At 59.7% G+C, this 22,720-nt stretch carries 21 protein-coding genes; 7 read left to right on the forward strand and 14 right to left on the reverse strand.

Annotated features, from left to right (window positions below):
• Positions 1 to 43: 43 nt before the first annotated feature.
• Positions 44 to 481, forward strand: coding sequence for a ribonuclease HI (gene rnhA, locus H9X86_RS06020; protein WP_204900664.1), 438 nt, complete (start codon positions 44 to 46; stop codon positions 479 to 481).
• Positions 482 to 1,044: 563 nt separating this feature from the next.
• On the opposite strand, the gene aspS is transcribed toward rnhA, so the two are convergent.
• From aspS to H9X86_RS06080, 12 genes are all read right to left on the reverse strand, one after another.
• Positions 1,045 to 2,823 (reverse strand): aspartate--tRNA ligase, encoded by a 1,779-nt coding sequence (aspS, locus tag H9X86_RS06025; protein ID WP_204900665.1) that lies wholly within the window; start codon positions 2,821 to 2,823, stop codon positions 1,045 to 1,047.
• A 38-nt stretch (positions 2,824 to 2,861) separates the two neighbouring features.
• Entirely contained in the window at positions 2,862 to 4,238 is a 1,377-nt protein-coding gene (gene hisS, locus H9X86_RS06030) for a histidine--tRNA ligase (protein ID WP_204900666.1), read from the reverse strand.
• 76 nt (positions 4,239 to 4,314) lie between these two features.
• A complete protein-coding gene (locus H9X86_RS06035) occupies positions 4,315 to 4,728 on the reverse strand; it encodes a methylglyoxal synthase (protein ID WP_204900667.1) in 414 nt (137 codons plus the stop codon).
• Between the two features lie 26 nt (positions 4,729 to 4,754).
• On the reverse strand, positions 4,755 to 5,489 hold the full coding sequence (locus H9X86_RS06040) for a nucleotide-binding protein (protein ID WP_204900668.1): 735 nt from the start codon (positions 5,487 to 5,489) through the stop codon (positions 4,755 to 4,757).
• 159 nt (positions 5,490 to 5,648) lie between these two features.
• Entirely contained in the window at positions 5,649 to 6,359 is a 711-nt protein-coding gene (gene rsmG / locus H9X86_RS06045) for a 16S rRNA (guanine(527)-N(7))-methyltransferase RsmG (RefSeq protein ID WP_204900669.1), read from the reverse strand.
• A 13-nt stretch (positions 6,360 to 6,372) separates the two neighbouring features.
• Positions 6,373 to 6,705: a hypothetical protein gene (locus H9X86_RS06050; protein WP_204900670.1), complete on the reverse strand. Its 333-nt coding sequence runs from the start codon at positions 6,703 to 6,705 to the stop codon at positions 6,373 to 6,375.
• A complete protein-coding gene (gene mscL, locus H9X86_RS06055; RefSeq protein WP_204900671.1) occupies positions 6,705 to 7,088 on the reverse strand; it encodes a large-conductance mechanosensitive channel protein MscL in 384 nt (127 codons plus the stop codon). The genes H9X86_RS06050 and mscL overlap by 1 nt, the downstream gene beginning before the upstream one ends.
• Before the next feature lie 20 nt (positions 7,089 to 7,108).
• Positions 7,109 to 8,410 carry a serine--tRNA ligase gene (serS, locus tag H9X86_RS06060; protein WP_204900672.1) on the reverse strand — a complete coding sequence of 434 codons (1,302 nt, stop codon included), beginning with the start codon at positions 8,408 to 8,410 and terminating at the stop codon, positions 7,109 to 7,111.
• A gap of 201 nt (positions 8,411 to 8,611) precedes the next feature.
• Positions 8,612 to 9,496, reverse strand: coding sequence for a ParB/RepB/Spo0J family partition protein (locus H9X86_RS06065; RefSeq protein WP_204900673.1), 885 nt, complete (start codon positions 9,494 to 9,496; stop codon positions 8,612 to 8,614).
• A gap of 46 nt (positions 9,497 to 9,542) precedes the next feature.
• Positions 9,543 to 10,301: a ParA family protein gene (locus tag H9X86_RS06070; RefSeq protein WP_204900674.1), complete on the reverse strand. Its 759-nt coding sequence runs from the start codon at positions 10,299 to 10,301 to the stop codon at positions 9,543 to 9,545.
• A 787-nt stretch (positions 10,302 to 11,088) separates the two neighbouring features.
• A complete protein-coding gene (locus H9X86_RS06075) occupies positions 11,089 to 11,886 on the reverse strand; it encodes a ParB/RepB/Spo0J family partition protein (RefSeq protein ID WP_204900675.1) in 798 nt (265 codons plus the stop codon).
• A 120-nt stretch (positions 11,887 to 12,006) separates the two neighbouring features.
• Positions 12,007 to 12,858, reverse strand: a complete 852-nt coding sequence (locus H9X86_RS06080) for a YitT family protein (RefSeq protein WP_204900676.1) — start codon at positions 12,856 to 12,858, stop codon at positions 12,007 to 12,009.
• Between the two features lie 231 nt (positions 12,859 to 13,089).
• Here H9X86_RS06080 and H9X86_RS06085 point away from each other — a divergent pair, with 231 nt between their 5' ends.
• The 6 genes from H9X86_RS06085 (at position 13,090) to H9X86_RS06110 (ending at position 20,869) form a co-directional block, all read left to right on the forward strand.
• Positions 13,090 to 13,659: a xanthine phosphoribosyltransferase gene (locus tag H9X86_RS06085; protein WP_204900677.1), complete on the forward strand. Its 570-nt coding sequence runs from the start codon at positions 13,090 to 13,092 to the stop codon at positions 13,657 to 13,659.
• A 233-nt stretch (positions 13,660 to 13,892) separates the two neighbouring features.
• Positions 13,893 to 15,134, forward strand: a complete 1,242-nt coding sequence (locus H9X86_RS06090) for a BMP family ABC transporter substrate-binding protein (protein ID WP_204900678.1) — start codon at positions 13,893 to 13,895, stop codon at positions 15,132 to 15,134.
• Between the two features lie 235 nt (positions 15,135 to 15,369).
• Positions 15,370 to 16,950 (forward strand): ABC transporter ATP-binding protein, encoded by a 1,581-nt coding sequence (locus tag H9X86_RS06095; RefSeq protein ID WP_204900679.1) that lies wholly within the window; start codon positions 15,370 to 15,372, stop codon positions 16,948 to 16,950.
• A gap of 3 nt (positions 16,951 to 16,953) precedes the next feature.
• A complete protein-coding gene (locus H9X86_RS06100; protein ID WP_243416863.1) occupies positions 16,954 to 18,063 on the forward strand; it encodes an ABC transporter permease in 1,110 nt (369 codons plus the stop codon).
• Positions 18,056 to 19,051, forward strand: a complete 996-nt coding sequence (locus tag H9X86_RS06105) for an ABC transporter permease (RefSeq protein ID WP_204900681.1) — start codon at positions 18,056 to 18,058, stop codon at positions 19,049 to 19,051. Before H9X86_RS06100 ends, H9X86_RS06105 begins: the two co-directional genes overlap by 8 nt.
• A 72-nt stretch (positions 19,052 to 19,123) precedes the next feature.
• Positions 19,124 to 20,869, forward strand: coding sequence for a S41 family peptidase (locus H9X86_RS06110; RefSeq protein WP_204900682.1), 1,746 nt, complete (start codon positions 19,124 to 19,126; stop codon positions 20,867 to 20,869).
• Between the two features lie 849 nt (positions 20,870 to 21,718).
• Here the strand turns inward: H9X86_RS06110 and H9X86_RS06115 are convergent.
• Both H9X86_RS06115 and H9X86_RS06120 read right to left on the reverse strand, forming a co-directional pair.
• Entirely contained in the window at positions 21,719 to 22,165 is a 447-nt protein-coding gene (locus H9X86_RS06115; protein ID WP_204900683.1) for a nucleoside deaminase, read from the reverse strand.
• 1 nt (position 22,166) lies between these two features.
• A partial coding sequence (locus H9X86_RS06120; protein ID WP_204900684.1) for a peptidylprolyl isomerase occupies positions 22,167 to 22,720 on the reverse strand: 554 nt, incomplete at its 5' end.

Here is a 22,720-nt window from a genome sequence, read left to right on the forward strand (position 1 = left end):
CGCACAATTTGTGCGCTCTTTCTTATAAATAGGGTGATTTTTAATGAAAACAGTTACATTATATACGGATGGCGCTTGCTCGGGAAATCCCGGCCCCGGAGGCTGGGGGTGCATTTTGATGTACGGGCCTCACAAAAAGGAGCTGTCCGGGGGAGAGAGAAACACCACCAACAACCGCATGGAACTTACGGGAGTCATTCAGGGCTTGCAGGCCCTCACCGAGCCCTGTATCGTGGAGCTGTACTCCGACTCCAAGTACGTCATCGACGCTTTGCAAAAGGGGTGGGCGAAAGGCTGGAAGGCCCGGGGCTGGGTAAAGGCGGATAAGAAGCCTGCCCTCAATGCGGATTTGTGGGAGGTGCTGCTGGGCCTGTGCGAGAAGCACCAGGTGAACCTGCACTGGGTCAAGGGCCACGCCTCCAACCCCCACAACAACCGCTGTGACGAGCTGGCGGTGGGGGAGTGGAAGAGGCTGAAATAAAATGAAGAATGAAACATGAAGAATGAAGAATTGTAGGGTTAAATGAGAGAGGGGCTGCCCCTCTAACAATTCTTCGGCATAGCCCTGTCAGGCTGGCGGAGACGCTCCGCTGGGGTCTCTTTCTCAGCGTGGAGAAAGAGACGAAAGAATCGCCAAAGGCGGGGCCTTCCCCTGGTATGCCGCTGTTTCCAGCTTACGGGAGCCTGGCCTCCGGCGGCGGAAACGCCGCTTTTCCAGGGTAGGCCCGGACATGAAAAACGCCAGACCATAGGGCCAGTTGCCATGATAGCCTGGTGTGGTGGCAGTAACAGGGGCCACAGCAAGGGGAACGGGCCGGCCATAGGATTGACGCAGTTCCAGCCTCGTACCCCAGGGGGGTCCTTAGGGGGGAACGCCCTAAGCGGGTTTTGGTTTCTTTTGCCCGCTCAAAAGAAACCCCCAGCGGGAAGCGTCCCCACCAGGCTGGCAAGCCGGAACCTGGGCGGTTAGACGATCAATTTCTCTTGATTCGTAAAAACAAATTGGCCGGAGAAAAGCACCTGCTTTTCTCCGGCCAAAGGTTTTTATTCTTCTTCCTGCTTGACGCAGACGATGTTCAGCTCGTCCAGCTGCTTGGGGTCCACGAAGGAGGGAGCGCCCATCATCACGTCCTGGGCGTTTTTGTTCATGGGGAAGGGGATGATCTCACGGATGGAGTCTTCACCAGCCAGCAGCATCACCATGCGGTCCACACCGGGGGCAATGCCTGCGTGGGTGGGAGCGCCGTAGGTGAAGGCGTTGTACATGGCGGGGAACTTGCTCTTCACATCCTCCTCGCCCAGACGCACCAGCTGGAAGGCCTCCAGCATGATCTCGGGGTCGTGGTTCCGCACAGCGCCGGAGGAGAGCTCCACGCCGTTGCACACCAGGTCGTACTGGAAGGCGGTGATGGTCAGAGGGTCCACCTCACCGGCAGCGGCCTTCTTCAAAATCTCCAACCCGCCGTTGGGCATGGAGAAGGGGTTGTGGCAGAACTCCAGCTCCCCGGACTCTTCCCCCATCTCGTACATGGGGAAGTCCACGATCCAGCAGAACTCATAGCGCTCTTTGTCCATGTGGTTGGGGCAGAAAGCGCCCAGCTTGGAGCGGAGCACACCGGCGGTCTTTTGAGCGGTGAGCAGCTTGCCAGCCGTCAGGCCCACAAAGCAGCCGGGGGTGAGGCCCAGAGCCTCCACCACTTGCTCCTTGATGGGCTGGACAAACTTGGCGATGCCGCCCACGATCTCACCGTTCTCGTCGTAGCGGAACCAGTAGGCCTTCTCGCCGGACTGCACCTCCACCTCAGCGCACAGAGAGTCAATCTGCTTGCGGGTGCCCACAAAGTCGGTGACCACAATGGCCTTGACAGTGTTCCCCTCAAAGGGGCCGAAGCCGCAGCTGGAGAGCACCTGGGTGGCGTCGGTGAGGGTCAGGTCAATGCGCAGGTCGGGCTTGTCGGAGCCGTACTTGTCCATGGCCTCCAGGAAGGGGATGCGGGTGAAGGGAGCTTCAGAGGCCACATTGTAGGTGCCGTACTTGGCGAAGATGGGGGGCAGCACACGCTCCAGAACGGCGAACACGTCCTCTTGGTTTGCAAAGGCCATCTCCATATCCAGCTGGTAGAACTCGCCGGGGGAGCGGTCGCCCCGGGCGTCCTCGTCCCGGAAGCAGGGGGCAATCTGGAAGTAACGGTCAAAGCCAGAGGCCATGAGCAGCTGCTTGAACTGCTGGGGGGCCTGGGGCAGAGCGTAGAACTTGCCAGGGTGCTTGCGGCTGGGCACCAGGTAGTCCCGGGCGCCCTCGGGGGAGGAGGCGGTCAAAATGGGGGTGGTGATCTCCAGAAAGCCCTCAGCGGTCATGGCCTGGCGGAGCGCAGCCACCACGTTGCAGCGCAGGATGATGTTGTTCTTCACCTCGGGGTTGCGCAGGTCCAGGTAGCGGTACTTCAGACGCTGGGTCTCATCCGCCTGTCGGCTGCGGCTAATCTGGAAGGGCAGCTCGTTGTGGCGGCAGCGGCCCAGCACGTTGATGGCGGAGGGCACCACCTCAATGTCGCCGGTGGGCAGCTTGGGGTTCTTGCTGTCACGCTCACGCACCACGCCGGTGACCTGAATGGTGGACTCCTTGTTCAGGTCCTTGACAATGGCCATCATCTCAGCGGTCTCAATGACCACCTGGGTGGTGCCATAGAAGTCACGCAGCACCACAAAGGCCAGATTCTGGCCCACCTCACGGACGTTTTCCATGAAGCCAGCCAGGGTGACGGTCTGGCCCACATGCTCCATGCGCAGCTCCCCACAGGTGTGGGTACGGGATTGAACCATGGTAAATCAACTCCAAATAGTATTATTTATCTAAAATATTACGCCTTGTGGTCAGGCTCCTGGATGGGATCAATGCCTGCCATGCGCTCAGAGAGCTCCACAGCGATGGTGGTGACGGCCTGGTCAACAGGCAGGGTCTCCTGCTGGCCGGTGGTCATGTCCTTGACGGACACGGCATTCTGGGAGATCTCGTCGTCCCCCAGGAAGGCCACATAGGGCACACCGATCTTGTCGGCATAGCTCATCTTCTGCTTGAACTTCTTCTGCTCGGTGTACAGCTGGGCCCGCACTCCGGCCCCCCGCAGCTGGGTGGCAAAGGAAATGGCGGGGGAGAGGTCCTCCGTCATGGGCAGGATGAGCACATCCGCAGGTGCAGTGAGCATGTCCTCATTGAGGTAGCCCTGGTCCTCCAGGACGAAGAAGAGACGGGTGAGGCCAATGGAGATGCCCACTCCAGGCAGTTGTTTATCGGTATAATATTCCGCTAAGTTATCATATCGGCCACCGGAGCAGATGGAGCCGATCTCCGGGTGGTCCAGCATGGTGGTCTCGTACACGGTGCCGGTGTAGTAGTCCAGGCCACGGGCGATGGTGAGATCCACGGCAAAGTGGGTCTGGGGCACCCCGAAGGCGGAGAGGTACTTCACCACCGTGGTCAGTTCCTCCAGGCCCTGGTCGAACAGCTCGTGGCGACCACGGTACCCTGCCAGAGCGGAAAGCACCTGCTCATTATCCCCACGGATGGCGATGAAGTTGAGAATTTCCTGGGCCTGCTCCTGCGTGGTGCCAATGTCCTCCCCGGTGAGGAGGGCGGAGACCTTCTCGGGTCCGATCTTCTCCAGCTTGTCCACGGTGCGCATGATGTCCCCGGACTTCTCGGTGAGGCCCAGCATGGCATAGAAGCCGTTCAAAATCTTCCGGTTGTTCACCCGGATCTGGAACCGCTTCAACCCTAAGGCAGTGAAGGTCTGATAGATGATGGAGGGGATCTCCGCCTCGTTGACGATGTCCAGCTTGCCGTCGCCAATGATGTCGATATCCGCCTGGTAGAACTCCCGGAAGCGGCCCCGCTGGGCACGCTCACCCCGGTACACCTTGCCAATCTGGAAGCGGCGGAAGGGGAAGGCCAGGTCCCCATAGTGCAGGGCCACGTACTTGGCCAGAGGCACGGTGAGGTCAAAGCGCAGGGACAGGTCGGTGTCGCCCTTCATGAAGCGGTAGATCTGCTTCTCGGTCTCGCCGCCGGCCTTGGCCAGCAGCACCTCGCTGGCCTCGATGACCGGGGTGTCCAGGGGGGTGAAGCCGTAGAGGGAATAGGAGGAGCGCAGCAGCTCCACCATGCGGTCAAACTGCACCTGACGCTGGGGCAGCAGTTCCATAAACCCAGAGAGGGTGCGGGGTTTTTGTTTTGCCATATGAATCGGACTCCTTACAGCTAGAATGGGGGACAAAGGAAAGAGGTGTTGCCTGGGCAACACCTCCGAAAAAACCTTATACTTTCAGGGGGGTGGAGGGCTTGATGATCTCACGCCAGTTGAGGTCGCCACGGGCCAGGCCGTGGATGAGCATCTCGGCGGTGGCGGCGTTGGTGGCAATGGGCACATTGTTCTGGTCACACAGGCGGGTGATGTAGTGCAGATCCTGATCCAGATCATTGGCGTTGGGGTCGTTGAAAAACAGCACCATGTCGATCTCATTGTAAGCGATGCGAGCGCCAATCTGCTGTGCCCCGCCGTGGGCGTGGGCCATAAACAGCTGGACGGGCAGACCGGTGGCCTCAGCCACCAAGCGGCCTGTGCGGCTGGTGGCGCACACCGTGTGCTTGGAGAGGATGCCGCAGTAGGCGATGCAGAACTGCACCATCAGCTCCTTCTTTGCGTCGTGACTCATAAGAGCAATGTTCATGGGAATCCTTCCTTTCTGACAGGGGCTCAGCGAATGTGCAGCAGGGGCACCCGCTGGCCGAGCAATCGTTTGGCAATATTGAGATAAGCTGGTGCGGCGCCCTTGTAGGTTTTCAGCACCAGAGGTACACTTTCCGCAGCTGCCAGGGTGACCTGGGGATCCTCCGGCACCATGCCCAGCAGGGGCAGGCCGGCAGTGTCCATGGCGGCATCAATGGTGGTGCGCAGCTTGCCGATCAGACGGGGCTGAACCCGGTTGACCACCAGGTGGATGTCGTCTATGTGTCCCATGAGCTTGGTCACCGCCCGCTGGGCGTCCCGCAGGGCGGCAGGCTCGGTGGCGGAGACCACAATGGCACGGTCAGCGGCATACATGGCCAGCTGAAAGCCGTCCCCCAGCCCCGCCGGAGAGTCCAGAAAAATGAAATCATAGTACTCCCGGGCCTCGTCGATGATCTGTCGAAAGCCCTTCAAATCCAGGTGGATCAGGGACAGGGGAGCGGTGAGCAGATACAGACCCCGGATGTTGGGGTGTTCGGCCGCCGCTGTGAGCAGGGGGCAGCGGTGCTCCATCACGTCGGAGAAGTCCATCACAGCCCGGTCGGACATGCCCAGGGCAATATCCAGATTACGCAGACCAATGTCTACGTCAATGCACAGCACCCGACGGCCCAAGGCGGCCAGACAGGAGGCCACGCCTGCGGTGAGGGCGGTTTTTCCCGTTCCGCCCTTTCCCGATGTGACCATTACCGATGTTCCCATGTCTCAGCCTCCTCGCAACAAGAAAATCATATCATGAATTGTTACATATCGCAATGTTTTTTAAGGCATAGGCAAGAAAAAATGTAAATCCGTCGGCGAAGCCGACACCATACCTTTTCACGCTTCCCTCTTACCTATTCCCTGACGCCCTTTGGGGCGTCACAGGGGCGTCTTCTGCATCTTCGCCCACCGCCGGGGATACTTGGCGGGGCAGGGGGCCACCTTCTCTACCACCACCACCCGGTGGGTGATGTCCGTGTGGGGAATCTGGTAGTCATAACAGCCCTTGAGCTGCCCGCCCAGGACGGTGATGGCCTTCTGCGCCCGGTCCAGCTCCTCCTGGCAGTCGGGGCCTTTCATGGCCAGAAAACGGCCCCCCACCTTCACAAAGGGTAGGCACATCTCGCACAAAAGCCCTAAGTCCGCCACCGCCCGGGCGGTGGCATAGTCAAACTGCTCCCGCAGGGCGGGGTCTTGTCCCGCCTCCTCCGCCCGGGCGTGGAGAGTGATGACCCCATCCAGTCCCAGCTCCTCTGCCACCGTCTCCAGCCAGGTAAGCCGCTTTTGCAGCCCGTCCAGCAGGGTCAGAGACAGGGTGGGGCACAGGGTTTTCAGCACCATCCCCGGGAAGCCCGCCCCGGTGCCCACGTCAATGAGCTTGGCACCCTCCAGCCGCCCGCAGTTCAAGAGCGGGGCGCAGTCCAGCATGTGCAGCGTGGCCACATCAAAGGGCTGGGTGATGGCGGTGAGGTTCATCACCTGGTTTTGCTCAATCAATAAATTACCATATTTTTCTAACTTTTCCCCGCTGTCTGCGGGATAGGCGGGGAGATCCAGCTGAGCAAGGCCGGTGGAAATGAGAGATTCCATATCAGGGCCTCCTTTACAGCGGGGTGGTGACGTTGGCAATGAGGGCGGGAACACCCAGCCACAGACCCAGCACCACTGCCGCCACGCACAGCAGACCCATGAGCAGGCTCATAGGCAGTCCGCCGGGAGCGGTGCCTTGGCGTTGGCGGTGTACCACCACCACCAGCACACCCACCCCCACCGGCACCAGCAGCAGGGGCGCAGTGCCGGGGAGGGAACGGGCGGTGGCCAGGGTGTAGGTGACCAGTGCGGTGAGCATGAGCATGTACACAATTCCCACCCAGGCAGCTACCCGCTTTTCAAAGGAGGCGGGGGTGTAGCCGGTGTTATCCTGTTGCTCCGCCATCACTTGCCCTCCTTCAGCAGGTCACGAATTTCAGTCAGCAGCAGCTCCTCGTTGGAGGGCTTGGGGGGAGGCGCTGCCTCCTCCTTCTTTCGGTGCAGGCGGTTGAAGGCCTTGACGATACAGAACACGGCAAAGGCCATAATGATGAAGTTGAGCACCGCCTCCACAAAGCTGCCGTAGGCGATGGTGGCAGAGCCGATGGTCAGGGTCAGGTCGGAGAAGGACACCCGATCCACCAGCAGGCCCAGCAGGGGCATGAGGATGTCATTGGTGAGAGAGTCGGTGATGGACTTGAAGGCGCCGCCGATGATGACGCCTACTGCCAGATCCAGCACATTGCCCCGGTTCAAAAAGGTCTTAAATTCCCGAATAAAGCCTTTCATCGTATCACCTCTTCAGGCGTTTAGTGCTTGGGGGTGAGCACGGTCTGGCCGCCCATGTAGGGCTGGAGAGGGGCGGGGATGGTGACAGAACCGTCGGCCTGGAGGTTGTTCTCCAGGAAGGCAATGAGCATCCGGGGAGGAGCCACCACGGTGTTGTTCAGGGTGTGGGGCAGGTACATGCCATTCTCACCCTTGACACGCATCTTCAGGCGGCGGGCCTGGGCGTCGCCCAGGTTGGAGCAGGAGCACACCTCAAAGTACTTCTGCTGACGGGGGGACCAGGCCTCAATGTCGCAGGACTTCACCTTCAAATCAGCCAAATCGCCGGAGCAGCACTCCAGCTGGCGCACGGGGATGTTCATGGAGCGGAACAGCTCCACGGAGTAGCGCCACATCTTCTCGTACCACTCCATGGACTCCTCGGGCTTGCACACCACCACCATCTCCTGCTTCTCGAACTGGTGGATGCGGTACACACCACGCTCCTCAATGCCGTGGGCACCCTTCTCCTTGCGGAAGCAGGGGGAGTAGGAGGTGAGGGTGTAGGGCAGGGAGGTCTCGGGGATGATCTGGTCGATGAACTTGCCGATCATGGAGTGCTCGCTGGTGCCGATGAGGTAGAGATCCTCACCCTCGATCTTGTACATCATGGCATCCATCTCGGTCTGGCTCATGACGCCCTCCACCACGTTGCCGTGGATCATGAAGGGAGGCACGCAGTAGGTAAAGCCCTTGCCAATCATAAAGTCCCGGGCATAGGCCAGCACGGCGGAGTGGAGCCGGGCAATGTCGCCCATGAGATAGTAGAAGCCGTTGCCGGACACACGGCCAGCGGAGTCCAGGTCGATGCCGTCAAAGGACTCCATAATAGCGGTGTGGTAGGGCACCTCGAAGTCGGGGGTGGCAGGCTCGCCGAACCGCTCCACCTCCACGTTGAACTCGTCGCTCTCGCCGATGGGCACGGAGGGGTCGATGATGTTGGGAATCTTCAGCAGAATGGAGCGAATTTCCCCGGCCAGCTTGGTCTCCAGCTCCTCCAGCTCGGCCAGACGGTCGGCGTTGGCCTTCACCTGAGCCTTAACGGCCTCGGCCTCCTCCAGCTTGGAGGGGTCCTTCTTGGCCTGGCCCATGAGCATACCGATCTGCTTGGACAGGGAGTTGCGGGAGGCCCGCAGGTTGTTGGCCTCGGTCATGGCGTCACGGTTCTGACGGTCCAGCTCAATGACCTGGTCTACCAGGGGCAGCTTGGCATCCTGAAACTTCTTTTTGATGTTTTCTTTGACAATTTCGGGATTTTCCCGGATAAACTTGATGTCTAACATAATACTGGCTCCTTTATTCGTGTTTCTGGGAGAATATAAATGAAAAATGAATAGTGAATCATGAATCATTATGGTGTGCCGCTGTGCGGCACGGATTACATTTTGGGGCGGTAGGGGAGGGGCAAGCCCCTCCCGAATTTCTCAGAGTAATACCAGAAAACTGGCTGACAGAGCACCCTCAGGGCTTGCATTCTTCATTTTTCATTCTTCGTTCTTCATTGCCTGCGGCAGCTGGCCCAGCTGTTCCAGCAGGTTGTTCAGGTCGTCCACATTATAATACTCCAGCTCAATGCGGCCCTTCTTCTTGCCTGCGGTGATTTTCACCTTCCGGCCCAGGTGGGAGGCCAGCTGCTGCTGGGCCTGGTCAATATACATCTGGTGCTCGTGGACGGGCTTCTCTTTCTTCACCTTGGGTTCCAGGGTGAAGTGCTTGGCAGCGGCTTCTGCCTGGCGAACAGACAGCCCCTGCTCTGCAATCCAGTCGGCAAAGGCAATCTGGGTCTGCTCGCCCTCCACCATGAGGATGGCTCGGCCGTGTCCGGCAGACAGGGTGCCATCTGCCAGCTTGTCCCGCACAGCAGGGGGGAGGGAGGTGAGACGCAGAGCGTTGGCAATGGCAGGGCGGGATTTACCCATGCGCTGTGCCACTTCCTCCTGGGTGAGGCCGTAGTCGGTGAGGAGCACCAGATACCCCTCCGCCTCTTCCATGGGATTCAGATCCTCCCGCTGGAGGTTTTCAATGAGGCCCAGCTCCATCACCTTGCGGTCGTCTGCCTCGATGATGACCACGGGCACCTCGGCAAGACCTGCCTCTTTGGCAGCCCGCCACCGGCGTTCTCCGGCAATGATCTGATAATATCCACTGGACAGCCGACGGACGGTAATGGGCTGGATGATACCGTGTTCCCGGATGGAGTCCGCCAAATCTGCCAGAGATTCCGGGTCAAACCGCTTCCGGGGCTGGTTTAAGCCCGGCTCCACCTGGGAAATGGGCAGCTGTACCGCCCCAGCCTCCTGGGTCTGGAGGGCGGCATCCCCCATGAGGGCACCCAGTCCCCGGCCTAAGCCGCCTTTGACTTTAGCCATGTGAAGATCTCCTTTCGTTGATATCTGAGTGTTTCACGTGAAACACTCACCCTTGATTCTTCTTGTGAAACTCCTCGGCCAGGGCCTCATAGGCCTCTGCGCCTCTGGACCACTTGTCGTAGGCCAGCACCGGTCTGCCGTGGCTGGGCGCCTCGGACAGGCGTACATTGCGGGGAATGACGCTGGCGTACACCTTGCCGGGGAAGTACCGCTTGACTTCCTCTGCTACCTGCATGGACAGGTTGGTGCGCCCGTCGTACATGGTCAGCACCACACCTTCCAGCTCCAGGCTGGGGTTCAGGGAGCGCTTGGCCAGGCGCACGGTGTACATCAGGTCACTGAGTCCCTCCAGAGCGTAATACTCGCACTGTACCGGCACCAGAAGGGTGTCGGCGGCACACAGGGAGTCCAGGGTGAGCAGCTCCAGGGAAGGGGGGCAGTCGATGAAGATATAGTCGTAATTGTCCTTGACTTCCTCCAGGGCGTCTTTCAGCCGGTATTCCCGCCGCTCCATGGCGATGAGCTCCACGGTGGCGCCGGACAGAGCCTTGTTGGAGGGCACCACGTCCGCCCAGTCGGTGGACACAATGGCCTTGGACATGGGGGCGTTGCCCAATAACACGTCATACACGCTGGGGGAACGGTTCTTGTCCACTCCAAAGCCAGAAGTGGCGTTACCCTGGGGGTCAAAGTCGCATACCAGCACCTTGTGACCCTGTTGGGTCAGGGCTGCGGCCAGATTGACACAGGTGGTGGTCTTTCCCACACCGCCCTTTTGGTTGACGATGGCAATGGTTTTTGACATAACACAACCCGCCTTTTTCTTTCAAAGGATATACAGAACTGATTTTGATTATACCTTTTTGCGAGTAAATTTTCAACCATCCTGGAGCAAGAAAATAATGTTTCACGTGAAACATTATGGACGCTCCGCTGGGGGATGTTTTTGCCTTTGCTTCTCAACGATTGCCTGGCAATGCCCTTTGGCCTTGGTTTGCTCCGCAGGGTGACTTTCTCCCCGATGAGAAAGTCACCAAAGAATCGCCTAGGGCGTTCCCCCCTAGGTACCCCCCTTTGAGTACCAGACTGGCACTGCGTCTTATGTCTCACGGCCCGGAAAGTCTCTACTGCTCCTGATGATGCCAGCATACCAGGCTTTCGTGGCAACTGGCCCTAGGGGCTGGGCAGTTTCCACGTCCGGGCCTTTTTCTGGTGTTGCGGCTGTTGCCAGCCGCCGATGGTCAGGCTCCCGGCAGCCGGGAACGGCTGCAACCCACCAGGATCAGGCCCTGGAGGGGAAGTATCTACCACTTGCCTGGCTGTGCACCTTGCAAGGAGCAACTGCTTTCCAGGATTGGTACGAAACCAGGGCCGGCCATAGACTTGACGCACCACCAAGCCCGTACCCCAAGGGGGGTCCTTAGGGGGGAACGCCCTAAGCGATTCTTTCCCCGATTTCTCATCGCGGAGAAATCGGGCCCAGCGGAGCGTCCCCACCAGGCTGGCAAGCCTGCGCCCGGTAAACGGTAAAAGACAAAGCCCCCAGCAGCGGGATAAAAAAATGCTGCCCCAAAACCGGGACAGCATTTTTCTTACTCTGGATTTTTACTGATGTGGATGGTCACCTTCACCCCATCCTCCACTTCCTCTTTGGTGTACTGGGTGTGCAGCCCAGAGGCCTCCATGAGGTTCACCGAGCGGCGCAGGGTGTTGAAAAACAGCCGCACATCCTTAATGCGAAAAATAGGGGAGGGGGCGGGCTTGTCCTGGTGGGTGTCACAGAGCTTGGCAATGTATGCCTCCGACTGGGCCACCGTGAGATTGTGACGGACGATGTACTGGGCGGCTTTGCGCTGGGCCTCCCCGTTCTCCAGCTTCAACAGCGCCCGGGCGTGTCGCTCGGTGAGCTGAGCCTGTCGGAGAATGTCAATGACGTCAGGGGGCAGCTTGAGAAGCCGCAGCTTGTTGGCCACCGCCGACTGGCTCTTGCCCACCCGCCGGGCCACCTCGTCCTGGGACAGGTGGTAGATGGTGATGAGGCGGCGCAGGGCAATGGCCTCCTCCCACACGTCCAGATCCCGCCGTTGGATGTTCTCCACCAGGGCCAGCAGGGAGGAGGTCTCCGCATCCGTCTGCACCACCAGACAGGGCACCGTGGTCATCCCCGCCATCTGCGCCGCCCGCAGCCGCCGCTCTCCGGAGATCAGCTCCCAGTTGTCCCCCACCTTGCGCACCGTCAGGGGCTGCAAAATGCCCAGCTGGGCAATGGAGTCGGACAGCTCCTGCAATTCCGCCTGGGAAAAGATACTCCTGGGCTGGTTGGGGTTGGGCTGGATGCTGGCCACAGGCAGGGTCATCACCTGCCGTTTATCCTTCAAAAAAAGCGCCATTCCTCATCTGCCTCCTAAGGAAACTCAGGTTTCCCTGTATTTTTCCACATTGTAGCACGAAGCTGTGGAAAAATTCTGTCGGAGCATGGGATGTGGAATGGCGCAAAAGGGTTTTTTTTCTCAGGCTCGCAAAAAGCCTTTGCCAAAAATTTCGCTGGAGTTGGTGATAAGCATAAACGCATGGGGGTCAATGGACTTCAAATGACGGCGCAGCGCCACCGCTTGGGCTCGGGACAGGGCGGTGAGCACCACCCATTTGTCCTGGTGGGAGTAGGCTCCTTCAGCCTTCCAGAATGTGGCAGAGCGGTGGAGGGTGTGGGTGATGAAGTCGCACACCTCTTCCGGGCAGGAGGTCACCAGAATGAAGCTCTTGCGCCGGTTCAGGGACTCGATCACCGAGTCCACCAGCACGGATTTCAGCACCAGGCCCAGCAGGGAGAACAGGCCGGTCTCCACATCAATGAGGATGAGTGTGGAGCCTGCAATGAGCACGTCCACGTACAGCAGGGCCATACCAATGTCCAGACTGGTAAATTTTTTCAAGATCATGGCTAAAATATCAGTGCCGCCTGTGGAACCCTGGGTGTTAAAGAGAATGGCGGAGCCAAGGGCAGGCAGGATGACGCCAAAAAACAGTTCCAGCAGCTTCTCGTCTGTGAGAGGGCTGGACATGGGCACCAGCCACTCCAGGCCGCTGAGCATCCCGGAGAAGAGGAGGGAGCAGTAGATGGTGCGCACTCCGAAGCCCCGGTTGAGAAAGAAAAAGCCCAAAAAGAGAAACAGCACGTTGATGACCGAGGCGAACAGGGAGGAGCTGATGGCGGGGAAGATGGAGGATAAAATGACGGCGATACCCGTTACCCCTCCTGTGGAAAATTGGTTGGGAAATTTGAAGAAATAGGTGCCCATGGCCACCAGGGCGGTGCCCAGGGTGAGCAGTGCGTAGTCCACCAGAAATTGCTTCACTTTCATGGAATGGATACCCCTTTCTGTATGTGAAACTGGGTAAAACTGGAACGGTTTCTACAATTTGTTGATGGGATTTCTAAAGTGTAAATATTGTACCAGAAATAATACTTGACAACAAGGAAGATATGTGCAAAAAATAGAATGGAACAATAGGAGATTTTTTGTTAAAATATCAGGTATCTTATTTCGTAACCGGGGGGATCCGGGAGAAGCATAAGAGAGGAGCGAAGAGCGGTGAAACTGTTGGAACAGCGCATTCAGGAAGACGGAGTCATGGAGGGGGAAGACGTATTAAAGGTGGACAGCTTCCTCAACCATCAGATGGATGTGGGGCTCTTTGCGGAGATGGGCAAGGAGTGGGCACGGCTCTTTGAAGGGGAGAATGTGACCAAGATCCTCACCATCGAGGCCTCCGGCATTGGCATTGCCTGTGTGGTGGCCCAGCAGTTTGGGGTGCCTGTGCTCTTTGCTAAGAAGAATAAGACCAAAAACATCGCCGGCGAGGTGTACTCCGCCCAGGTGGAGTCCTTCACCCATGGCCGGGTGTATGATATCATCGTGTCCAAGAAGTTTTTAGGCCCCGGAGACCGGGTGCTGCTCATTGACGACTTTTTGGCCAACGGGGCCGCCCTCCAGGGCCTCATTAAGCTGGTGCGGGACTCCGGCGCCACCCTGGTGGGGGCTGGCATCGCCGTGGAAAAGGCCTTCCAGCCCGGCGGTGAACTGATCCGCTCCATGGGGGTGCGGGTGGAGTCTCTGGCCCGCATCAAATCCATGAGCTCCCAGGGAATTGAGTTTTGCTAAAGCTGGTTGAAAAGGGAACGGTCAACCCCTCAGTCAGCCTGACGGCTGACAGCTCCCCTTGCACAGGGGAGCCGAAGGGCAGTGCCGCACCCAGAGCCTCCCTTGTGTAAAGGGAGGTGGCCCGGCGTAAGCCGGGGCGGAGGGATTGACACCGTTGATTCGGATTTCAGAAAAGGGACGCCCTTTTTTTGAAATAAATTAGGATAGGATATTTTTAAGGAGGAAAGAAACCCATGAAAAAGCGTATTCTTGCCCTGGTTCTGGCCGGTGTGATGGCGCTGGGTCTGGCCGCCTGCTCCGGCAACACCGGCAGCACCGCCAGCGAGAACCCCCAGAGCTCCACGTCCGGCACCGCCGACAGCGACTTCAAGGTCGGCGCCATCTACATCAACAAGAAGAGCGACACCGCCGGCTACACCTACGCCCACCACAAGGGCATCACCACCGCCATGAACGAGCTGGGTCTGGACACCGAGTCTCAGCTGGTCATCGTGGACGAGGTGCAGGAGAACTCTGACGACGTGGCTGCCGCTGTGGACACCCTGGTGGGTGAGGGCTGCGACATCATCTTCGGCATCTCCTTCGGCTATCTGGACGCCATGAACGACAAGGCCGCCGAGTACCCCGAGGTGATCTTCTCCCACGCCACCGGCTACCTGTCCAATGAGACCAACTTCAACAACTACTTCGGCCGCATCTACCAGGCCCGCTACCTCACCGGCGTGGCCGCTGGTTTGAAGAGCCTGGAGACCGGCAACAATCATGTGGGCTACGTCTCCGCCTACGGCACCGAGTATGCCGAGACCTGCTCCGGCATCAACGGCTTCACCCTGGGCGTGCAGTCCGTGAACCCCGACGCCACCGTGTACGTCAAGGAGCTGGGCGCCTGGAGCGACGAGCAGAACGAGTACGCCTTCGCTGAGGAGCTCATCAACAGCTATGACTGCGGCGTCATCGCCCAGCACTGTGACTCCGCTCAGCCCCAGATCGCCGCTGAGAAGGCCGGCGTGTTCGGCTGCGGCTACAACTCCGACATGACTGTGGACGCCCCCAAGGCTCACCTCACCGCCGCTGTGTGGAACTGGGATGTGTACTACAAGACCGCCATGGAGACCGCTATGACCTGCGGCGGCGCTGAGAACTTTGTCTCCGCCATGGGCGGCTCCGCCTACTACGAGGGCCTGGTGAAGGGCCTGGTGGGCGTGTCTGAGCTCAGCGACAACTGCGCCCCCAACACCCAGGCCTACCTGGATGCGGTCATCGAGCTCATCGCCTCCGGTGAGTGGGATGTGTTCTCCGGTGTGAAGCTGTCCTACACCCTCAATGACGACGGCACCGTGTCCATCACCAAGACTGACTCCGCTCTGAAGACCAACGACGGCACCGAGATCGTGCCCGCCGGTGGCGCAAGTGTGGAAGATGGGGTCATCACTGGCACCATGAACTACTTTGTGGAGGGCGTGAAGGTGGGCTAAGACCCCCGCCCCATCAAGCAAGACCCGATTTCATCCGGGCCGGCCGGGAAAAACGGCCGGCCCGGATGGTTATTTCCCGGGGCAAAACCAGGAAATGAAAAATGAAGAATGAATAACGAATAATTATGGTGTGCCGCATTGCGGCACGGATTTCATAAGGGGCAGAGACTTGAGGGCCTGCATTCTTCATTATTCATTCTTCGTTCTTCATTCAAAAGAGAAGGAGGATGATTTCATGGCAGAAGAGTATGCCGTGGAACTTCGTGGCATCACCAAGACCTTCGGCCCGGTGGTGGCCAACCACAATGTCAACCTGAATCTCCGAAAAGGAGAGATCCTCTCCCTGTTGGGGGAGAACGGCTCGGGCAAGACCACCCTGATGAATATGCTCTCGGGCATCTACACCCCGGACAGCGGCACCATTTTGGTGGATGGACAGCCTGTCACCATATCCTCCCCTCAGGATGCCAAGCGCCTGGGCATCGGCATGGTGCATCAGCACTTTAAGCTGGTGGACGTGTTCTCCGCCGCCGACAACATCTGGATGGGCGCTCAGGAGGCGGGGATGGTGCTGAAAAAGGACCGCTACCAGAAGATCGAGGAGATGGCCAAAAAGTTCGGATTCGACCTGGATCCCCGCAAGCAGGTGTGCAACATGGCGGTGTCGGAAAAGCAGACCTTGGAGATCATCAAGGTGCTCTACTACGGGGCCAAGGTCATCATCTTGGACGAGCCCACCGCCGTGCTCACCGTCCAGGAGATTGACAAGCTCTTCGGCGTGCTGCGGCGCATGAAGGAGCAGGGCCACTCCATCATCATCATTACCCACAAGCTCAACGAAGTGATGGACATTTCCGACCGGGTGGCCATTCTCCGCAAGGGCGAGTATATCACCACCGTGGACACCAAGGATACCAACGAGCAGGAGCTCACCGAGTGGATGGTGGGCCACAAGATCGACTTGAACATTGAGCGGCCCAAGATGGAGAAGCTCAAGCCTCTGCTGGAGATCCGGGACCTCACCATCCGCAGCGACGAGGGCAACGTGGCCATTGACAACGTGAGCTTTTACATCCGAGGCGGCGAGATGCTGGGCGTGGCAGGCATCGCCGGATGCGGCCAGAAGGAGCTGTGTGAGGCCATTGCAGGCCTGCGGCCCATTGAGTCGGGCAAGATGATCCACAAGGGTGAGAACATCGTGGGCCTCAGCCCCAAGGAGATTTTGGCCAAGGGCATTTCCATGTCCTTCATCCCAGAGGATCGTCTGGGTATGGGCCTGGCCCCCTCCATGTCCATCACCGACAACATGATTTTGAAAAACTACAACGACACCAAGGGGCCTTTTGTGGACCGCAAGGCAGGCCGGGAGGACGCCCAGAAGGTCATTGACCAGCTGGGTGTGGTCACCCCCTCCACCGAGACCCCGGTGCGCCGCCTCTCCGGCGGCAACGTGCAGAAGGTGCTGCTGGGCCGGGAGATCAAGGCAGGCCCCAACGTCATCGTCACCGCCTACCCGGTGCGTGGCCTGGACATCAATTCCTCCTACGCCATCTACAACATTCTCAATGAGCAGAAAAAGAGCGGGGTGGGCATCCTCTTTGTGGGAGAGGATCTGGACGTGATGATGGCCCTGTGTGATAAGATCCTGGTGCTGTGTCACGGCAAGGTCATGGGCGTGGTTCACGCCCACAAGACCACCAAAGAGGAGCTGGGCCTGATGATGACCGGCAGCCTGGATCTCACCCACAAGTACGAGGACAAGCCCGCCGGCTACGCCGCCGACAGCTTATTCCATGAGGAAGGGGAGGAGAAGTAAGTGATGCGCATTCATGTGGTCAAGCGGGACGACTGCCCGCTGTGGAAAAAGATCCTCCTCATTGTGGGAGCGGTGGCCCTGGCCCTGGTGCTGGGCGGCCTGGTGCTGCTGGCCATGGGGGTCAACCCTGTGGAGTATTACTTCAAAATGTTCACCATGGGCATGGTGGGAAACAAGATCGCCTATAAGGCGGTGGAGAACTACCTGAAGATCCTGGTGCCCCTCATCCTCACCGCCTTGGGATTGTCCCTGGCTTTCAAGATGCGGTTTTGGAACATCGGCGGCGAGGGCCAGTTCATCGTGGGCGCCATTGCCGCCACTGCCGTGGCCTTTAAGGCCGGGCCGGTGCTGCCCCCGATGGTGACCCTGCTGCTCATGTGCGTGGCCGCCATGGCCGCTGCCGGGCTGCTGGGCCTGTTTGTGGCCGCCCTCAAGGTGAAGTTCGGCACCAACGAGACTCTGCTCACCCTGATGCTCAACTATGTGGCCCTGTACTTTCTCATTTTCCTGGGTGAGACCAAGGCGGACTGGAACTTCTTTTTGAACCCCCAGTCCGCTCGGCCCACCTTCGCCAGCTTTGCCTCTATGGTGTCCTTCCCCAAAATCATGCTGGGCAAGTTCGGACTGAACATCTGCGTGATTTTGACCCTGGTCATCGGCGTGCTGGTATATATCTACCTCAAGCGCACCAAGCAGGGCTATGAGATCGCCGTGGTGGGTGACTCCATGGGCACCGCCCACTATGCGGGCATGAAGGTGAACACCATTGTACTGCGCACGGTGTTCCTCTCCGCCTGCCTCATTGGCCTGGCTGCCGCCTGTAAGGTGGGTACCGCCGGCATCCTGTCCACCTCCTTTACCGACGATGTGGGCTGGACGGGCATTATTGTGGCGTGGCTGGCCAAGCTGAGCACCGGGGGCATCTTTGTGGTGTCCGCCCTCATCGGGGTGCTGCAATACGGCTCCACCGCCGCTGCCGCCACCTTCGCCGCCGTAGACTCCAGCTTTGCCGATATGCTCCAGGGCGTGATCTTGTTCCTGGTGCTGGCCGCGGACTTCTTCACACGCTTCCGTGTGGTCATTGCCAAAAAGGAGGTGGAGCGCCATGGATGATAAGCTGAACATTGTCACCACATTCCTCCACAACATCATCGTCTACAACATCCCCCTGCTCTACGGCACCGTGGGAGAGATCACCATTGAGAAGTCGGGCAGCTTGAATCTGGGCGTGGAGGGCACCATGGCGGTGGGCGCCATCTTTGGCTACCTGGTGGGATGCCAAGCCAACTCCATGCTGGTGGGCATTCTGGTGGCCTTCCTCACCGCCGCCCTGTGCGGGCTCATCTTTGCAGTCCTCACCGTCACCTTCCAGGCCAACCAGAACATCACCGGCCTGACCATCACCACCTTCGGTGTGGGCGTGTTCTTCTTCGTGGGCAACGGCGTGAAAGCCGTGAGCTGGCCCGCCATGAACAACTACCCCAACATTCAAAACGGCTTTGCCAACCTGCCCATCCCCGGTCTGTCCAAGATCCCCGTGCTGGGCGAGGTACTCTTTGACCACAACATTTTGGTGTACCTGGGTGTGGTCATTGCCCTGGTGATGTGGTGGTATCTGAAGTACACCCGCACCGGCCTGCGCCTGCGCTCGGTGGGTGAGAACCCCGCCGCCGCCGACTCGGTGGGCATCAATGTCCGCCGCTACAAGTACCTGCACATCATGCTGGGCTCCGGCATCATGGGCATTGGCGGCTACTACATGGGCCTGAACATGAACGGCTCTCTGTCCTCCAGCTGCTGGATCAACGGCTATGGCTGGATCGCCGTGGCCCTGGTCATCTTCGCCAACTGGAGCCCCGCCTTTGCCATGGTGGGCACCGTGGTCTTCGGCTTCTTCAACACCCTGCGGGTGTCCGGCCCCTCTCTGGCCATGGCCTTCCCCGGCCCCCTGGGCTGGCTGGCGGGCGTGCCCTCCCAGCTCTACCAGGCCCTGCCCTTTATCATTACCGCCCTGGTGCTCATTGTCACCTCGGTGAAAAAGAGCAAGAACAGCGGCCAGCCTGCTGCTCTGGGCCTGAACTATTTCCGAGAAGAACGGTAACACAACAATTTCCACCACGCCCTCCTTCGGGAGGGTGGGGTGGAAGTTGTGCCTTTGAGGGGGTGTAGAGGAATGAAATGGACGTGGAAAAAGACGCTGGCGGCGGTGTGCGCCCTGGCGTGCGTGGCGGGAGTGGCCCTGTATTGGGCCGGAACACAGCCCGACACCCTGCACTCCGGGGTGCGGGTGGACACCCTCACCGGCCAGCAGGAGGAGAACCTGTACAAGCTGGGCAAGGTGTGGGGGTATGTGAAGTACCACCACCCGGCGGTGGTGGCCGGGGAGGTGGACTGGGACCAGGCCCTCTTTGAGGCGCTGCCCCCGGTGCTGGAAGCTGCCGAAGGGGAAGAGGCCAACCAGGCCCTGGTCCGGTGGCTGGAGGAGTACCCCGTGCCCGACGCCGCCGGAGCGGAGACCCCCCAGGGCATGGAGGGAGCGGAGATGGTGGTCACCCCCGACGATACCTGGACCCAGGACCAGGGGTGGCTGGGCCAGGAGCTCTCCCAGTATCTCACCCAGCTGGGAAAACAGCCGGTGCAGGCCGGGGCGGAGGGGTATGCCGCCTTTGTGGACGGAGACATGAGGGTGAAATTTGACCGGGAGTCGTCGGAGGACTTTGACCCCCGGGACGACGGGGTGAAGCTGCTGGGCCTGTTCCGGTTTTGGAACGCGTTCCAATACTTTTCCCCCTATGTGTCCCTCACCGACCAGGATTGGGACACGGTGCTCCGGGAGGGCATCCGGCCCATGGTGGAGGCCAGGACCAAACAGGACTACGTGCTGGCCCTGGCCCAGGTCACCGCCCAGACCGGGGACAACCACGTGTACCTCCTGGGCTCCTCCAGCGCATGGGTCAACCAGTACGGGGCCTACTATCTGCCGTGCAGCCTGACCATGGCCCAGGGACAGCTGGTGGTGGCCCAGACCCAGGGGGAGGACACGGGGCTTCAGCGGGGGGACGTGCTGGTGGAAGTGGACGGCACCACCGTGGAGCAGCGCCTGACCCAGCTGCGCCGGTACTTTGTCTTTTCCCGGGAGGACGCCTATCTCAATCAGATTGAATACCAGATGGTGCAGACCAAGGAGTCCACCGCCCAGGTGACGGTGCTGCGGGACGGGGCAGAGGTATCGCTCCAGGTGGACACCACCAAGGAAACCTATGAGGCCCAAAACCCCTATGAGACGGGGGTGCTGGAGGGGGAGAACATTGGCTACCTGGACCCCTCCGCCCTCACCAGCCAGGAGCAGCTGGAGGGGTGGATGGAGCAGGTGCAGGACACCGACGGTCTGATTTTAGACCTGCGCTCCTATCCTGCGTTTCCCGTGGCCTACATCCTGGGGGAGGCCCTCATCCCCCAGCCCACCGAGTTTGCCCGCGTGGCGTTCCCTGACCCCACCGCCCCGGGGCAGTTCTACACCCTGGAGGGGGTAAATCGCTGCGGCAAGGGCTGGATGGCCCAGACGGGCCAGGGGGACCAGGACTACCCCGCCTATTCGGGCAAAGTGGTGATTTTAATCGACCAGACCAGCCAGAGCCAGAGCGAGTACACCACCATGGCTCTGCGGCAATGTCCCCAGGCGATGGTGGTGGGCACCCCATCCGTGGGCGCGGACGGGGATATGGCCATGCTGCCCCTGCCCGGAGGGCTGATGGCCACCTTCAGCGGCCTGGGGGTGTACACCCCGGAGGGGGAGCAGACCCAGCGGGTGGGGGTGCAGCCCGACGTGTGGTGCCAGCCCACTCTGGAGGGCATTCAGGCCGGCCGGGACGAGCTGGTGGAAAAGGCCGTTTCGCTCATCCGAGCGGACGAGGGATAGACAAAAAACTTCCACACCCTTCTTTCCGGGTGTGGAAGTTTTTTGTGCCCAAAGGCTCCCTTGTGGGAGGAAAGCAGGTTCTGGCTTGCCAACCTGGTGGGGACGCGCTGGCGCTGGGGTCTATTTTTGAGCGGCCAAAAATAGACGAAAAAGCCGCTTAGGGCGTTCCCCCCTAAGGACCCCCCTTAGGGTACCAGGCTGGAACTGCGTCATGTTGACTCTCGGCCCGTAACCCTTGCTGTGGCCCCTGGTACTGCCACCACACCAGGCCACCCTGGGCAACTGGCCCTATGGCTGGGCGGTTTTCATGTCCGGGCCTACCATGGAGAAGCGGCGTTGCCGCCGCCGGGAGCCAGGCCATCGGCAGCTGGGAACAGCTGCTTTTCCAGGGTAAGGCCCTGGGAGTAGAAGCATACGCCAGCAGAGGAGTAGGCGCTCCCAATAGAATTACCATGCCATCTATGTGACCCCACCGGGCCAAGGGCCGAAGATCACTCTGGAGCAGGAGCAGCCTTGTACCGGCGGGGAGGATTCCACAAGGAGGGGGAAGGCCCCTCCTTTGGCGATTCTTTGGTGGCTTTCTCATCGCTGAGAAAGCCACCCAGCGGAGCGTCCCCACCCAGGCCGGTGGACATCTCCAGACAAATCGGAGAAGAACGAGCTCTCTGGAAAAGAGAACAACAAAAACCCCGGAGCCGCTTGCAAAGCTCCGGGGTTTTTATAAAAGGATGGAGGATAGAATGAAAAAGAAAGGATATCTCTTGCAAGTGTTATGTTACGCAAGAGTCTTTACAAAAGTTTGTGCAGAATTGTTACAAAAGTATTAAATCCTGCAAAGAGTTTGTAAAGTCACCGAAGAGCGGAAAAAAATTCCTCCAAAATGCCCCGACAAGGGGCCTCCAGCAGTCCTCCGTAGATGCGGGGATGGTGGTTGAACCGCTCCTCAAACAGGTTGAGCACCGACCCACAGCAGCCGGATTTGTCCTCCTTCGCCCCGTAGCGCACGGTGGCGATGCGGGCGTTGATGATGGCCCCGGCGCACATGGGGCAGGGCTCCAGGGTCACATACAGGGTGCACCCGGTGAGCCGCCAAGTGCCCAGAGCGGCACAGGCCATGTTGATGGCCTCCACCTCGGCGTGGGCGGTGGCCCGGCCCTCTTCCTCCCGGCGGTTGCGGCCCCGGCCGATGATCTCCCCCTCCGGGGAGACGATGACGCACCCCACGGGCACGTCCCCCTGGGGGATGCAGGCCCTGGCTTCCTTCAGGGCCTCTTGCATATAAGCCTCGTGGGTCATGTTACTTGTCCGTGTGGATGGTCACAGAGGTAATGACCGGCTGCTGGTCGGCGGCGATGAGGCCGTTGCCGTCGATGGGCTGGGCTGCCTTGCACACGGCGTCCACCACGTCCATGCCCTGGGTCACTGTGCCGAAGGCGGCATAGTCTCCGTCCAGATAGGTGTTGTCCTCCTGGACAATGAAGAACTGGGAGCTGGCGGAGTTGGGGTCATTGGAACGGGCCATGGAGATGGTGCCCCGGGTGTGGGAGAGGTTGTTTTCGTAGCCGTTGCTGGAAAACTCACCCACGATCTCGTGCTCCGAGCCGCCGGTGCCGTCCCCGTTGGGGTCACCGCCCTGGATCATGAACCCATCTACGATGCGGTGGAAGGTGAGGCCGTCATAAAAGCCGCTCTCGGCCAGCTCCACGAAGTTGGCGCAGGTGATGGGAGCCACGGACTGATCCAGCTCCACGGTGATGGTGCCGTAGTCCTTGACCTCAATGTCGGCGGTGTAGGTCACGCCCTCCTCCAGAGCGGGGGGTGTGTAGGTGTCAGCGGGGACAGTGGGGGGAG

Source organism: Pseudoflavonifractor capillosus (assembly GCF_016902575.1).
GTDB lineage: Bacteria > Bacillota > Clostridia > Oscillospirales > Oscillospiraceae > Enterenecus > Enterenecus capillosus_A.